General features: G+C 71.3%; 10 protein-coding genes and 1 tRNA gene. 5 read left to right on the top strand and 6 right to left on the bottom strand.

Annotation, left to right across the window (positions count from 1 at the left end; genetic code table 11):
* The first annotated feature begins 3 nt into the window (after window positions 1-3).
* A complete protein-coding gene (locus ACFYP3_RS14625; protein WP_388831543.1) occupies window positions 4-726 on the top strand; it encodes a class E sortase in 723 nt (240 codons plus the stop codon).
* Window positions 727-960: 234 nt separating this feature from the next.
* Here the strand turns inward: ACFYP3_RS14625 and pknB are convergent, their stop codons facing one another.
* The 6 genes from pknB to ACFYP3_RS14595 form a co-directional block, all read right to left on the bottom strand.
* Window positions 961-2,976, bottom strand: coding sequence for a Stk1 family PASTA domain-containing Ser/Thr kinase (gene pknB / locus ACFYP3_RS14620; RefSeq protein ID WP_388831541.1), 2,016 nt, complete (start codon window positions 2,974-2,976; stop codon window positions 961-963).
* 195 nt (window positions 2,977-3,171) lie between these two features.
* Complete coding sequence (locus tag ACFYP3_RS14615; protein ID WP_388831539.1) at window positions 3,172-4,638, bottom strand: peptidoglycan D,D-transpeptidase FtsI family protein; 1,467 nt, start codon at window positions 4,636-4,638, stop codon at window positions 3,172-3,174.
* Window positions 4,635-6,059, bottom strand: coding sequence for an FtsW/RodA/SpoVE family cell cycle protein (locus ACFYP3_RS14610; RefSeq protein ID WP_388831537.1), 1,425 nt, complete (start codon window positions 6,057-6,059; stop codon window positions 4,635-4,637). Before ACFYP3_RS14610 ends, ACFYP3_RS14615 begins: the two co-directional genes overlap by 4 nt.
* A gap of 34 nt (window positions 6,060-6,093) precedes the next feature.
* Window positions 6,094-7,599: a PP2C family protein-serine/threonine phosphatase gene (locus ACFYP3_RS14605; protein ID WP_388831535.1), complete on the bottom strand. Its 1,506-nt coding sequence runs from the start codon at window positions 7,597-7,599 to the stop codon at window positions 6,094-6,096.
* Window positions 7,600-7,692: 93 nt separating this feature from the next.
* Entirely contained in the window at window positions 7,693-8,190 is a 498-nt protein-coding gene (locus ACFYP3_RS14600; RefSeq protein ID WP_388831533.1) for an FHA domain-containing protein, read from the bottom strand.
* Window positions 8,191-8,200: 10 nt separating this feature from the next.
* A complete protein-coding gene (locus ACFYP3_RS14595) occupies window positions 8,201-9,058 on the bottom strand; it encodes an FhaA domain-containing protein (RefSeq protein ID WP_388831531.1) in 858 nt (285 codons plus the stop codon).
* 293 nt (window positions 9,059-9,351) lie between these two features.
* Here ACFYP3_RS14595 and ACFYP3_RS14590 point away from each other — a divergent pair.
* The 4 genes from ACFYP3_RS14590 to ACFYP3_RS14575 all read left to right on the top strand — a co-directional run bounded on the left by ACFYP3_RS14590 (window position 9,352) and on the right by ACFYP3_RS14575 (window position 13,454).
* Window positions 9,352-9,434 (top strand) — tRNA-Leu (locus tag ACFYP3_RS14590).
* Between the two features lie 279 nt (window positions 9,435-9,713).
* A complete protein-coding gene (locus ACFYP3_RS14585; protein WP_388831784.1) occupies window positions 9,714-11,333 on the top strand; it encodes a sensor histidine kinase in 1,620 nt (539 codons plus the stop codon).
* An 8-nt stretch (window positions 11,334-11,341) separates the two neighbouring features.
* Window positions 11,342-12,001, top strand: coding sequence for a response regulator (locus ACFYP3_RS14580; RefSeq protein WP_388831529.1), 660 nt, complete (start codon window positions 11,342-11,344; stop codon window positions 11,999-12,001).
* A 52-nt stretch (window positions 12,002-12,053) separates the two neighbouring features.
* Window positions 12,054-13,454, top strand: coding sequence for a DUF2252 domain-containing protein (locus ACFYP3_RS14575; RefSeq protein WP_388831527.1), 1,401 nt, complete (start codon window positions 12,054-12,056; stop codon window positions 13,452-13,454).
* The last annotated feature ends 111 nt before the right edge of the window (window positions 13,455-13,565 follow it).

Raw genomic sequence — 13,565 nt, 5'->3', positions numbered from 1 at the left:
GCAGTGTCTCGAGCCCGCCGCCGCGCCGCGGCCCCGCCCGCCGGCAACCGCAGTGTGCTCGCCGGTTTCCTGAGCCTGCTGGGCGAGGTCCTGATCACGGTCGGCCTGGTGCTGGGCCTGTTCGTGGCCTACTCGCTGTGGTGGACGAACGTCCTCGCGGACCGGCAGGCCTCCGCGAAGGGCGACGAGGTCCGCCAGCAGTGGCAGACACCCGCCCGGCCCGCGGAGCCGGGGGCGCTGGACACCCGGGACGGCGTCGGCTTCCTGCACGTACCGGCGATGAAGAACGGCGAGGTGCTGGTCAAGCCGGGCACGGCGCCGGACGTCCTCGACGACGGCGTGGCCGGCTACTACACGGAGCCGGTGAAGTCGGCGCTGCCGTGGGACGAGAAGGGGAACTTCTCGCTCGCCGCGCACCGCGACGGACACGGGGCGAAGTTCCACAACATCGACAAGGTGAAGAACGGCGACGCGGTCGTCTTCGAGACCCGCGACACCTGGTACGTCTACAAGGTCTTCGCGGAGCTGCGCCAGACGTCGAAGTACAACACCGACGTGATCAACCCGGTCCCGAAGGACTCGGGCAGGACCGCCCCGGGCCGGTACATCACGCTCACGACCTGCACGCCGGTCTACACCTCGAAGTACCGGTACGTCGTGTGGGGCGAGCTGGTGCGCACGGAGAAGGTGGACGCGAAGCGGACGCCGCCGGCCGAGCTGCGCTGAGGAGGGCCCCCAGAGGCTCCTGCGGCGCCTCCTGAGCCCCGACGGGCCCGCGGGGTCACCCGGGCCCCGGACGCGCCCGGGCGGGACGCAGACGGCCGCGCAGCGGCGGGGTGCGGAAGGCGCCGTACGGAAGGCGCCCCACGGAAGGCACGGGTACGGAACAGGTCCGGCCCTTCACCCCCGAGGACGGGGGTGAAGGGCCGGACCGGTGTGTCGGGCTTGCGGGCTTCCGCGCTACCGGCGGCCGTTGCCGCCGGTCAGGCCGGAGATGAGGCCGCCGCCGTCCTGCTGGCCCTGGGTGGTGGCGATGTTGACGGGCTGGCCCGAGGTGAGCGGGGTCCCCGGCGGCGGGTTGGTCCCCACCACGATCGCGTTGTCGTCCGTCGGGCCGCCGACGATGCCGACCCGCAGGTTGGCGTTCCGCAGATCGTCCTTGTACTGGCCCAGCGTCCGGCCGGCGAAGTTCGGCACCACGGTCGCCGTCGAGGCCTTGGCGATGGTGATGTTCACCGTCTTGCCCGCCTCCAGCTGCTGCCCGGCCGCGAACTGCTGCAGGACGACCGTGCCCGGAGCGGCACCGGGCTGGTCGCCCTCCGTCACGCTGCCGAGCTTGAGCTTGGCGTCCTTGAGCGCCTTCTCCGCTTCGTCCCTGGTCTTGCCCTTGAGCTCCGGGACCACGGCCTTGGGCAGCTCCTTGGACACCGTGAGCCTGACGACGGAGTTCTTCTCCGCCTCGCCGCCCTTCGGGTCCTGCTCCAGCACGAGCCCGGGGGTCTGGTCGGACTCCTCGGTCTTGCGCTCGACCTGGAAGCCCCGGTCCTTGAGGGTCTTCTCGGCCTCTTCGAACGTGAGCCTCGTGACGATCGGGACCTGGACCTTGGGCGCGCCCGAGGAGACCGTCACCGTGACCGTGGAACCGTCCTTGACCTTGGTCTCGGCCGCCGGGTCCTGTGTGCAGACGTTGCCCTTGGGCTGGTTGTCGCAGGGCGCGTCGCCGCCCTTGACCACCTTGAGTCCGACGTTGTCGCCGCTCTTCTGCGCCTGTTCGAGGGTCTGGCCGACGAGCTTGGGCACGGCGGGCCGGTTGTCGGCCGTGTCGCTGAAGAGAGAGCGGCCGATCAGGATCGCGCCGACGAGGACGAGGACGCCGGCCAGCACGAGCAGGACCGTGGAGGCCTTGCTCTTCTTCTGCTGGCGGCGGTTCGGGCCCTGGTCGTAGCCGCCGTGGCCCTGGTCGCCGTATCCGTAGCCGCCGTCGCCCGGGGGCATCGGCGCCATCATCGCGGTCTGGCCGCCTTCGGTGGCGCGCAGGGCGGTGGTCGGCTGGTCGTAGCCGGGCTGCCCGTATCCGTGGCCCTGGTCGGGGTAGCCGTAGCCGGCCGCGCCCATGGAGGCGGTGGCGGCGACGGGCTGGCCGTCGAGGCAGGCCTCGATGTCGGCGCGCATCTCGTCGGCCGACTGGTAGCGGTAATCGGGGTCCTTGACCAGGGCCTTGAGGACGATGGCGTCCATCTCGGGCGTGATCTCGGGGTCGAAGTTCGACGGAGGCTGCGGCTCTTCCCGTACGTGCTGGTAGGCGACGGCCACGGGGGAGTCGCCGACGAACGGGGGCCGCACGCTGAGCAGCTCGTAGAGCAGGCAGCCCGCGGAGTAGAGGTCGGAGCGCGCGTCCACCTGCTCGCCCTTGGCCTGCTCCGGGGAGAGGTACTGGGCGGTGCCGATGACGGCGGCCGTCTGCGTCATGGTCATGCCGGAGTCGCCCATGGCGCGGGCGATGCCGAAGTCCATGACCTTGACCTGGCCGGTGCGCGTCAGCATGACGTTCGCGGGCTTGATGTCGCGGTGCACGATGCCGGCCCGGTGCGAGTACTCCAGGGCCTGGAGGATGCCGATGCACATCTCCAGGGTGCGTTCGGGCAGCAGCTTGCGGCCCGAGTGCAGCAGCTCGCGCAGGGTGGAGCCGTCGACGTACTCCATCACGATGTACGGGATGGAGATGTTGTCGACGTAGTCCTCGCCGGTGTCGTAGACGGCGACGATCGCGGGATGGTTCAGCGACGCGGCCGACTGGGCCTCGCGGCGGAACCGGGCCTGGAAGGACGGGTCACGGGCGAGGTCGGCACGCAGGGTCTTGACGGCGACGGTACGGCCGAGCCGGGTGTCGTGGGCGAGGTAGACCTCGGCCATGCCACCACGGCCGAGCACGTGGCTCAGCTCGTACCGGCCGCCGAGGCGACGCGGCTCTTCCATAACGTTGCAGCCCTCTCCGTCAGTCCCGACCGCACCTGTGTGTGGTCCGGCGGTGTGCTGTTCGCGCAAAGGCTACCGGCCGATCGTCCGTGATCGGTTCGTGGCCACAGGCTGATACTGGACCGGTACCGTACGCTCGGATCCGGGCGGAATTCAGTGAGGTGCGTCACTCCGCTCCGGCCCGTCATTGCTCGGTCACTTCTGGCTGTTGAGCACTGCCTTCATGACCTCCTGGGCGACGGGGGCGGCGAGACCGCCACCGCTGATGTCGTCGCGGGCGGTGCCCTCGCTGTCCTCGATCACGACGGCGACGGCGACGGGCGAGGTGCCGTCCGCGTTCTCGGCGTACGAGATGAACCAGGCGTAGGGGCGCTTCTTGTTGCCCTCGCCGTGCTGCGCCGTACCGGTCTTGCCGCCGACCTTCACGTCCTTGATCTTGGCGTTGGAGCCGGTGCCCTTCTCGACGACGTTGACCATCATCTCCTGGACCTTCTGGGCGTTCGCGGCGGAGAGGGGCCGGCTCATCTCCTGCGGCTCGTGCTTCTCGATGACGTCCAGGTTGGGGGCCGTGAGCATGTCGACCATGTACGGCTTCATCAGCTTGCCGTCGTTGGCGATCGCGGCGGTGACCATGGCCATCTGCAGCGGGGTGGCCGCCGTGTTGAACTGGCCGATGGCGCTCTGCGCGTTGCCGTCCTTGCCCATCTTCTTGTCGTAGATGCTGGCGAAGGCGCGGACCGGAATGTCGATCTTGTCGTTGTTGAAGCCGAACTTCTCCGCGGTCTCCACCATCTTGTCGCGGGTGACCTTGTCGCCCATGTTCGCGAAGACGGAGTTGCAGGAGATGCGCAGGGCCTCGTTGAGGCTCGCCTTCTCGCAACCGGTGTGCGAGTTGGGCAGCTTGGTCTGGGTGCCGGGCAGGATGTACGGCTCGGGGGTGTCCGTCGGGTCGTCGATGTTCTTGACGACGCCGTGCTCCAGGGCCGCGGCCGCGGTGACCACCTTGAAGGTGGAGCCCGGCGGGTAGGTCTCGCGCAGGGCGCGGTTGACGAGCTTCTTGTCCTCGCTGTCCTTCAGCTCGACCCAGGCCTTCTCGTCGGCCTTGGAGTTGCCCGCGAAGCTGGAGGGGTCGTACGAGGGGGTGGAGACCAGGGCGAGGATGGCGCCGGTGCGCGGGTCGATGGCGGCGACCGCGCCCTTCTTGTCGCCGAGCTCCTTGAAGGCCGCCCGCTGCGCGTCGGGGTTGAGCGTGGTGACGACGTTGCCGCCCTGCTTCTTCTCCCCGGTGAACATGCCGATGGTGCGGTCGAAGAACAGCCGGTCGTCGTTGCCGGTGAGGATGCCGTCCTCGAGCGATTCGAGCTGGGTGGAGCCGAAGGCCTGCGAGGCGTACCCGGTGACGGGCGACCACAGCGCGCCGTCCTTGTAGGTGCGCTTGAACTTGTAGTCGCTGCCGTCGGTGACCGCGGAGCCGGTGATCGGCTCGCCCCGCACGATGATGTTGCCGCGCTCGGTCGCGTACTGGGCGATCTGGACCCGGCGGTTCTCCTTGCGCGTGCTGAGTTCCTCGGCCTGGACGTACTGCAGCCAGTTCGTACGGATCAGCAGCGCGAGGACGAGCAGCCCGCAGAACAGCGAGATGCGGCGCAGGGGCTTGTTCATGACGGGCGGACCACCTGGGTCATCTCGGAGTCGGGGGACGGGGCGGGGGCCGGAGCGGGGCGGCGTGCGGTGTCGCTGATCCGGATGAGGACGGCGATGAGGATCCAGTTGGCCAGGACGGAGGAACCGCCGGACGCGAGGAAGGGCATCGTCATGCCGGTGAGGGGGATGAGGCCCATGACTCCGCCGGCGACCACGAAGATCTGGAGCGCGAAGGCGCCGGAGAGGCCGATGGCGAAGAGCTTGCCGAAGGGGTCGCGGGCGGCGAGGGCGGTGCGGACGCCCCGCTCGATGATCAGGCCGTAGAGCAGGAGGAAGGCCATCACACCGGCGAGCCCGAGCTCCTCGCCGACGGTGGAGAAGATGAAGTCGGAGTTGGCGGCGAAGCCGATGAGGTCGGAGTTGCCCTGGCCCCATCCGGTGCCGAGGACGCCGCCCGAGCCGAAGCTCATGATCGACTGGCCGACCTGCTCGCAGGCGCCGGAGGTGCTGTAGCAGGCGAAGGGGTCGAGCCAGGCGGTGACGCGGGCCTTGACGTGGCTGGCGGTGGCCCCGACGACGGTGGCGCCGCCGACCGACATCAGCAGGCCGATGACGATCCAGCTGGTGCGTTCGGTGGCCACGTACAGCATGATCACGAACATGCCGAAGAAGAGCAGCGAGGTGCCGAGGTCGTTCTCGAAGACGAGGACGAGCAGGCTCATCGCCCAGATCATCAGGATCGGGCCGAGGTCGCGGCCGCGCGGCAGGTAGAGGCCCATGAAGCGGCGGCTGGCCAGCGCGAGCGCGTCGCGCTTCACCATGAGGTAGCCGGCGAAGAAGATCGCGATGACGATCTTCGCGAACTCACCGGGCTGGATGGAGAAGCCGCCGACGCTGATCCAGATCTTGGCGCCGAAGACGTCGGCGCCGAGGCCCGGGATGACCGGCAGGATCAGCAGGATCAGCGCGCCGGCCATGGAGATGTACGTGAACCGCTGCAGGACGCGGTGGTCCTTGAGGACCAGCAGCACGGCGGCGAACAGGGCGATGGCCACCGCCGTGTACATCATCTGCCGGGGCGCCGACGGGGAGAAGGTGCCGAAGGACCGCTTCGCCAGGTTCTGCAGGCGCTCGGACTGGTCCAGGCGCCAGATCAGGACGAGGCCCAGTCCGTTGAGGAGCGTGGCCAGCGGCAGCAGCAGCGGGTCGGCGTACTTGGCGTACCGGCGCACGACGAGGTGCGCGATCCCGGCGAGGCAGCCGAGGCCGAGGCCGTAGAGCACCATGCCGGGCGGCAGGCTGCCGTTGATCGCGAGGCCCACGTTGGCGTAGGCGAACATCGGGATGACCACGGCGAAGACGAGCAGCAGGAGCTCGGTGTTCCGCCGGCTCGGCAGCTCGATGGCGCCGATGGTGGTCGTGTTGGTGACAACGCTCATGGTGTGGCAGGCCCCCTGCGCCCGCGTGTGACTGCTACTTCCCGCACAGACCGACCAGCTGCTGCTCCTCGGGAGTCAGGCTGGGACCGGGTGTCGGAGTGTTCTGCGCCTCGGCGTTGCGGCGCTCTTCGTCCTTCTTGCAGGCGGAGGCCTGGACGCCGAGGTCGTCGAGCTTCCTCTTGGCGACGTCGAGGCTGCCTTCGCTGATGGTGGCCTCGACCAGCTTCCGCTTGAAGGGCGGCAGGTACTTCAGTTCGATGTCGGGGCGGTCGGTCTCCACCTTGGAGAGCTCCAGCGGGCCGAGCTTCGGGCTGATGCCGCGGAAGAGCGCGACGTGCTCGCCCTTCTTGCCGACGTAGAACTGGGTCTGGGTCCAGCGCCAGCCGGCGTACAGGCCGCCGCCGATGACGCCGACGACGATGAGCAGGGTCAGCGTACGGGTGGTCCACTTGCGCCCTTTGCTGCGGCGCCTGCGGGGGTGGTCGTACGTGTCCTCGTAGCCGGACTCGGCGTCGTAGCCGTCGGCTTCGCCGAAGCTGCCGTAACCGCCGCCGCCCTTGCCCTGCTCGGAGTACCCGTAGCCGGGGGCCTCGCCGCTGCCGGGGGGGCCGAAGGCGCCGGCGGGGGGCGGGGCCTGGCGGCCGAGGCCCGAGGCCCGGCCGGCCGGCGTCTGCATGGCGTTGCCGCCGTCGAAGAGCTGGTGCTGGTTCTCGGCGACCGCGCCGACGACCACCGGGGTGTCGCTGACCTGGGCGGCGAGGGTGTCGCCGCTGTCGGTGTCGAGGACGTCGGCGACGATGCAGGTGATGTTGTCGGGTCCGCCGCCGCGCAGCGCGAGCTGGATCAGCGACTGCACGGTCTCGCGGGGGCCGTGGTAGTCGGCGAGGGTCTCTTCCAGGGTCTGGTGCGAGACGACGCCGGAGAGCCCGTCGGAGCAGATCAGGTAGCGGTCGCCGGCCCGGACCTCACGGATGGAGAGGTCGGGTTCGACGATGTCGCCGCTGCCCAGCGCGCGCATCAGCAGGGAGCGCTGCGGGTGGGTGGTGGCTTCCTCTTCCGTGATGCGGCCCTCGTCGACGAGGCGCTGCACCCAGGTGTGGTCCTGGGTGATCTGGGTGAGGACGCCGTCGCGGAGCAGGTAGGCGCGGGAGTCGCCGACGTGGACGAGGCCGAGGCGCTGACCGGTCCACAGCAGGGCGGTCAGGGTGGTCCCCATGCCCTCGAGCTGGGGGTCCTCCTCGACCATGACGCGCAGCTGGTCGTTGGCCCGCTGCACGGCGGTGGCGAGGGAGGTGAGGATGTCGGAGCCCGGGACGTCGTCGTCGAGCTGCACCAGGGTGGAGATCACCTCGGAGCTCGCGACCTCGCCGGCGGCCTGGCCTCCCATGCCGTCGGCGATCGCGAGGAGACGGGGGCCGGCGTAGCCGGAGTCCTCGTTCCCCTCGCGGATCATGCCCTTGTGTGATCCGGCGGCGAACCGCAGGGACAGACTCATGCGCACCTCGCCGGTCGGCTCCGGGTACAACCGGTCTCGAGCCACACTGCCCACCCTCCGGTCGGGAGCGCGCGCGTGTCCGTGTCCACGGTGGGACGGATCGCCGTCGCGCGCTCGCTCCGCTCGCTCATTCTCGTACTACTTCCGCAGCTCGATGACGGTCTTGCCGATGCGGATCGGTGCGCCCGGCGGAATGGGCGTCGGGGTGGTCAGCCGGGTCCGGTCGAGATACGTGCCGTTGGTGGACCCGAGATCCTCGACGATCCACTGGCCGTCACGGTCGGGATAGATCCTGGCATGGCGGCTGGACGCGTAGTCGTCGTCCAGCACGATCGTGGAGTCGTGGGCGCGGCCCAGCGTGATCGTCTGGCCGGCGAGGGCCACCGTGGTTCCCGTGAGGGTGCCCTCGGACACGACGAGCTTGGTGGGCGCACCGCGGCGCTGGCGCTGCTGCGGAGGCGAGGCCTGGCGGCCCGCCTGCTGCGGGGCGCTCGTGGCTCCACCGCGGCGGGAGCCGCGCTGGGTCACTCTCGTCCCGAAGAGATCGCTGCGGATGACCTGGACGGCCACGATGACGAACAGCCACAGAACGGCTAGGAAACCCAACCGCATGACCGTCAGGGTCAGCTCTGACATTGCCCCCGCTTCACCCTTCGGCTTGCCGGTAAATGATGGTGGTGCTGCCCACGACGATCCGCGAGCCGTCGCGGAGCGTAGCGCGGGTGGTGTGCTGCCCGTCCACCACGATGCCGTTGGTGGACCCGAGATCCTGGATCGTCGAGGGCGTTCCGGTCCGGATCTCACAGTGCCGGCGCGATACGCCGGGGTCGTCGATCCGCACGTCGGCTTCCGTGCTTCGGCCGAGTACGAGCGTGGGGCGCGAGATCTGGTGGCGGGTGCCGTTGATCTCGATCCAGTGCCGCCGGGGGCCGCCCGAGCCGGCCGCGGGGGCCGCTCCGGCGGGTGCGCCGGGGGCGGGCCTGCGCGGGCCCGCGCCGCCGGGCGGAGGCGCGCTGGGCATGGGCGGGGCGGCGACCGGCGGATAGCCGTAACCGCCCTGCGGCTGGTTCTCCGGGGGATAGCCGTAGCCGCCCTGCGGTGAGGGCGGCCCTGCCTGCGGCTGGGAGGTGCTGGAGGCGAGGGTGCGGCTGCGGACCCGGTAGAGCCCGGTGTCGAGGTCGTCGGCCTTCTCCAGGTGGACCTTGATGGGGCCCATGAAGCTGTAGCGCTGCTGCTTGGCGTAGTCGCGGACGAGGCCCGCGAGCTCGTCGCCGAGCTGCCCGGAGTAGGGGCTCAGGCGGTCGTAGTCACCGGCGCTGAGCTCGACGATGAAGTCGTTGGGGACGACGGTCCGCTCGCGGTTCCAGATGGTGGCGTTGTTGTCGCACTCCCGCTGGAGGGCTCCGGCGATCTCCACCGGCTGGACCTCGGACTTGAAGACCTTGGCGAAGGTGCCGTTCACCAGACCTTCGAGTCGCTGCTCGAACCGCTTCAGAACTCCCATGGGGCACCTCCTCCGTCGTTGTCGCCCTGTACTGCTTACTGATCGTATCCACGCGTGGCGGATTCCAGTGGTTCCCCATCGCTCCTGTGAGGACGAGTGTTGGTCCTCACAAGGGATCGTAGGGGCGCCGCAGGAACAGTGTCCCGCACCAGGAGCGGAGTGCGGGAGGGGCTGTCCACGGCGGGGTGCAGCTGTCCCGGGAAAGCGATTTCAAACCACCCCGCTCACCGTGCTAATGTTTCGACGTCGCCAGGGGAACGGCCCGAAAGGGAAGAACCACTGGGACGCTGCTCGGGCGAGTGGCGGAACGGCAGACGCGCTGGCTTCAGGTGCCAGTGTCCTTCGGGACGTGGGGGTTCAAATCCCCCCTCGCCCACATCGACGAGACGGTCGTCACTGCGAAAGCGGTGGCGGCCGTTTCGTGTTTCCCCGTCACTTCTGTTTCTCCCTGTCTTCGCTGCTGCCGCCCGACCGGGGGTGATCCAGGACACGTCGTCGAAGTCGTCGCCCGCAGGCGACTTTCGTCGGGGCGGGAGCGACGAAAGAGGGCGGTCGGGCGGGGGGACGGGTGGCTAGGGTCGGGCGGGTGGATGTGAACGCGAAGGCGCGGGCGGGATGGGACTGGCTGAGGGGGCCGGAGCCGTGGACCCGGCGGATGCTGGCGACGGACCTGGCTGTCGGCGGGCTGTTGGCCATCCTCGGGCTGGGCGTCGACGAGCTCAGTGGCGGGTCCGGGCCGCGGATGCTCGTGGGCTCCGTGGTCGTGGTGGCGCTGACCCTGCTGCGCCGGCGGCTGCCGGGGACCACGCTCGTGGTCGCCTCGGCGGTGGGCGTCCTGCTCCCGGGCACGTTCTTCGTCACGCCGCTGCTGGCCTGGTCGGCGGGGCGGCGGATCGTCGGGGTGGGCCGGGCGGTGGCCGCCTTCGCGCTGGCCTTCGTCGCCGCGGTCGGCGCCAGCGTGACGGACCAGTCGGCGCAGATGCAGCCGGTGCTGGTGATCGTGTTCTCCACGCTGATGTTCCTGGCCATGATCGTGATGCCGGGTCTGGCCAGCCGGTACTGGTCGCAGCGGCGCACCCTGCTGCGGGCGCTCCACGAGCGCAACGGACAGCTGCTGCGCGAGCGGGCCATGGTCGCCGGGCAGGCGAGGCTGCGCGAGCGGCAGCGCATCGCCCAGGACATGCACGACAGCCTGGGCCACCAACTCGCCCTGATCTCCGTGCACACCGGGGCGCTGGAGGTGGATCCGGAACTCACCGGCCGTCAGCGCGAGGCGGTGGGCGTGCTGCGGCAGGCCTCGGTGGCCGCGATGCACGAACTGCGCGAGGTCGTCGGCATCCTGCGCGACGGCGTGGAGGCGCCCGCCCCGGTGGAGGAGGCCCAGCCCGCGGCGCGCGGCGTCGCCGGGATCCCCGGGGTCGTGGAGGCGGCGCGCGGCTCGGGCACCGACGTACGGCTGACCACGTCGGGGCAGCCGAGGCCGCTGGTCGCGGCGTGCGACCACGCCGCGTACCGGATCGTCCAGGAGGCCCTGACGAACGCGTACAAGCACGCCCCGGGGGCGCCGATCGCCGTCGAGCTGCGCTACGAGGACGACTCGCTGGTGGTGGAGATCGCCAACGGTCCGGCCGCCGGTCCCGCGGACGCCGAGGTGGTGTCGGGCGGGCAGGGCCTGACGGGGCTGCGCGAGCGGGCGCGGCTGGTCGGCGGGATGGTGCACGCGGGCGCCACCGAGGGCGGCGGGTTCCGGGTGGCCGGGGTGCTCCCGTACGGCACCGAGCCGGCCGGCACGGAGGAGGTGGCCGACGACTTCGGGCAGCGGGCCCACGCGCGGACGCCCGCGCCGGCCGGGGGGCGGCCGATGGACTGGGCGGCGGTGGACAAGGAGCTGGCGGTACGGGTGCGCAGCCGGACCGGCGGCGTCGCGGTGGGCTGCGGGATCGCCTTCGCGGCGGTGGTGCTGCTGGTGATCGTGCTCGGCGCCGGGGTGGTGCTGCTGGTGGACTCGGCGGGCGACGCGATGATCGGCCGGGACGAGTACGACGCCGTGCACGTGGGCGAGTCGGAGCAGTCCGTCCGCGACCGCCTGCCGAGCGGCGAGAGCTTCATGACGGCGGGTGCGGTGCGCAAGGGGCCGGCCAGGCCGCCGGGGTCGGACTGTCTGGCCCTGCTGGCCGACGAGTCGTCGGGGGGCTGGGGCACGGACGTGGTTTTCCGGTTCTGCTTCCAGGACGGCAAGCTCGTCGACAAGCAGGTCTACGAGGTCAAGCAGTAGGAGCACGGGTGACAGCCGAAGTGATCCGCGTGGTGATCGCCGACGACGAGCCGCTGATCCGGGCCGGGATCAGGATGATCCTGACCTCGGCGCCGGACATCGAGGTCGTCGCGGAGGCCGCGAACGGCCGGGAGGCGGTGGAACTGGCCCGTTCGCACGCGCCCGCCGTGATGCTGCTCGACATCCAGATGCCGGTGATGGACGGGCTGACGGCGCTGGCCGAACTGCGGCGGGCCGCGCCGGAGGTGCGCGCGCTGATCCTGACCACCTTCGGCGAGAAGGAGAACGTGCTGCGGGCGCTGGGCCAGGGCGGCGCGGGGTTCCTGCTGAAGGACTCGGCGCCGGGCGAGCTGATCGGCGCGGTCCGGGCCGCCGCGGCCGGGGACGCGTACCTCTCGCCGGGGGCGACCCGGCACGTCGTGGACCAGCTGGCGTCGGGGAAGGCCGCCGTGCGCGGCGAGGAGGCGCGGCGCCGGGTGGCGGAGCTGAGCGAGCGGGAGCGCGGTGTGCTGGCGCTGCTGGGCGAGGGGCTGTCCAACGCGGAGGCGGGCCGGCGGCTGCACATGAGCGAGGCGACCGTGAAGACGTACGTGAGCCGCATCCTGGCGAAGCTGGGCTGCGAGAACCGGGTGCAGGCCGCGTTGCTGGCCAGGGACGCCGGGCTGTAGATACGGTCAGCCCGTTCGACACACGATCGATGAACGGGTGGGGGCGGCGCCGATGGCGACGGTAGCGGGGCAGCGGATTCCGGACGTGGCGGGCTTCGCGTCGCGAACGGCGGCGGGTTCGCCCAAGGCGGAGGGCAAGGCGCTGCGCGTCCGCGTGCCGCGGTCGGCGCACGCCGGCTTCGTGGCGCCGGCCGACCGGCCGGACGCGGTCCGGGCGGTGGAGGAGTCCAACGCGGGGCGGGTCCCCGAGCTGACTCCCATACGGGTGGGCCGGATGGCCGCGAACCCCTTCGCGTTCCTGCGCGGGGCGGCCGGGCTGATGGCCCACGACCTGTCGGGCGGGCCGGTGACCGGGGTCGGCGCGCAGATCTGCGGCGACGCCCACGCGGCGAACTTCGGCCTCTACGGGGACCCCCAGGGGCGGCTCGTCATCGACCTGAACGACTTCGACGAGACCGTGTTCGGCCCGTGGGAATGGGACGTCAAGCGGTTGGCGACCTCGCTGGTGCTGGCCGGCCGGGTGGCCGGCGCGGACGAGTCCACCTGCCGGGCGGCCGCGCTGGACGCGGTGGGCGCCTACCGGCGGACCATGCGGCTGCTGGCCAAGCTGCCCGCCCTCGACGCGTGGAACGCCATCGCGGACGAGGAACTCGTCTCGCACACCGACGCCCGGGACCTGCTGGGCACGCTGGAACGGGTCTCGGAGAAGGCCCGCAACAACACCTCCGCCCGCTTCGCCGCCAAGTCGACGCGCAGGGAGCCGGACGGCGGGCTGCGCTTCGTCGACGCGCTGCCCGTGCTGCGCCGGGTCGGCGACGAGGAGGCGGCGGCCGTGGCGGCCTCGCTCGGCCCCTACCTCGGGACGCTGCAGGGCGACCGGCTGCCGCTGCTGGCCCGGCATGCGATCCACGACGTGGCCTTCCGCGTCGTGGGGACCGGGAGCGTCGGCACCCGCTCGTACGTGGTGCTGCTGCTGGACCACCGGGGCGAGGCGCTGGTGCTCCAGGTGAAGGAGGCCCGGCCCTCGGTGCTGCTGCCGCACCTGCCCGCGCTGGGCTTCGTATCGCCGCCCGAGGAGCACGAGGGCCGCCGGGTGGTCGCCGGGCAGAAGCGGATGCAGGTGGTCTCCGACATCATGCTGGGCTGGACCACGGTGGAGGGCCGGCCGTTCCAGGTCCGGCAGTTCCGCAACCGCAAGGGCAGCGTGGACCCGGCCGCGCTGGCCGCCGACCAGATCGACGACTACGGGCGGATGACCGGGGCCCTGCTGGCCCGGGCGCACGCGCACAGCGTCGACCCGCGGCTGCTGGCCGGCTACTGCGGCAAGAACGAGGAACTGGACGAGGCGGTGGCGGCCTTCGCGGTGGCCTACGCCGACCGGACCGAGGCCGACCACGCGGACCTGGTGGCGGCGGTGCGGGCGGGCCGGATCGCCGCGGAGGCCGGGGTCTAGGACGGCGTCGGGCCGCCGCAGGGCGGCCGGCGCCCCTCCTCCCGGCCGGCGCCGGGGGGAGGCCCCGGTGGGGGCGTCGCCCGCGCGGGCGGGCCGTAGGCTGGCCGGGTG

Source organism: Streptomyces sp. NPDC005533, assembly GCF_042871845.1.
Taxonomy (GTDB): Bacteria; Actinomycetota; Actinomycetes; order Streptomycetales; family Streptomycetaceae; genus Streptomyces.
Note: the sequence above shows the minus strand (reverse complement) of the source record. Positions and strands in the feature narration are given on the sequence as shown.

Bases quoted from the DNA above. Each gene is read 5' to 3' on its own strand.
- pknB (WP_388831541.1), bottom strand. From the start codon at position 2,976: ATGGAAGAGCCGCGTCGCCTCGGCGGCCGGTACGAGCTGAGCCACGTG.
- ACFYP3_RS14615 (WP_388831539.1), bottom strand. From the start codon at position 4,638: ATGAACAAGCCCCTGCGCCGCATCTCGCTGTTCTGCGGGCTGCTCGTC.
- ACFYP3_RS14610 (WP_388831537.1), bottom strand. From the start codon at position 6,059: ATGAGCGTTGTCACCAACACGACCACCATCGGCGCCATCGAGCTGCCG.
- ACFYP3_RS14600 (WP_388831533.1), bottom strand. From the start codon at position 8,190: ATGTCAGAGCTGACCCTGACGGTCATGCGGTTGGGTTTCCTAGCCGTT.
- ACFYP3_RS14595 (WP_388831531.1), bottom strand. From the start codon at position 9,058: ATGGGAGTTCTGAAGCGGTTCGAGCAGCGACTCGAAGGTCTGGTGAAC.
- ACFYP3_RS14585 (WP_388831784.1), top strand. From the start codon at position 9,714: ATGCTGGCGACGGACCTGGCTGTCGGCGGGCTGTTGGCCATCCTCGGG.
- ACFYP3_RS14575 (WP_388831527.1), top strand. From the start codon at position 12,054: ATGGCGACGGTAGCGGGGCAGCGGATTCCGGACGTGGCGGGCTTCGCG.